The organism is Janthinobacterium sp. GMG1, assembly GCF_034427795.1.
In the GTDB taxonomy this organism is placed as follows: Bacteria; Pseudomonadota; Gammaproteobacteria; order Burkholderiales; family Burkholderiaceae_D; genus Janthinobacterium.
In genome coordinates, this window is sequence record NZ_JAXQNT010000043.1 from 1 (window position 1) to 608 (window position 608).

Annotated in this window: 1 protein-coding gene; it reads left to right on the forward strand. The window is 65.3% G+C overall.

The annotated features are described in order from the left end of the window. Positions 1-608: AMP-binding protein (locus tag SJI03_RS28800; RefSeq protein ID WP_322429458.1), on the forward strand; the 608-nt coding region annotated here is incomplete at both ends.

The following is a 608-nucleotide window of genomic DNA, read 5'->3' on the forward strand; positions in this document are numbered from 1 at the left end:
CGTGCGACGCTGGTGCCGGCGGAGGCTGCGTGCCTGCATCAGGCGTTCGCGCTGCGGGCGGCATCGCAACCGGCGGCGGTGGCGCTGATCGATGGTGAAAGGCAGTGGTCTTATGGCGAGTTGGAGCGCGCGGCGAACGGCCTGGCGCAGCGCCTGCAGACGGCGGGGGCCATGCCGGGCACGCGGGTCGGGCTGTGCCTGGAGCGCTCGGGCGAGGTGGTGGTGGGCATCCTCGCCATTCTCAAGTGCGGCGCCAGCTATGTTCCGCTCGATCCGATCTATCCGGGCGAGCGTATCGCCTTCATGCTGGGCGACGCGGCAATCAGCATCGTTCTGGCGCAGGCATCCACGCGCCACTTGGTGGCCAAGGGATGCGACGTGCTGTTGTTGGATGACGGCGCCATGCCGGAGTTCGACGGGGATTGGACGCCTGTTGCAGGACATGCGGATGATCAGGCGTACGTGATCTACACCTCGGGTTCGACAGGACAGCCGAAGGGGGTGATGGTATCGCACGCGAATGTGGCGCGGCTGTTCTCCAGTACGGCGCCATGGTATCGCTTCAATGAGCAAGATTGCTGGTGCCTGTTCCATTCCTATGCCTTCGA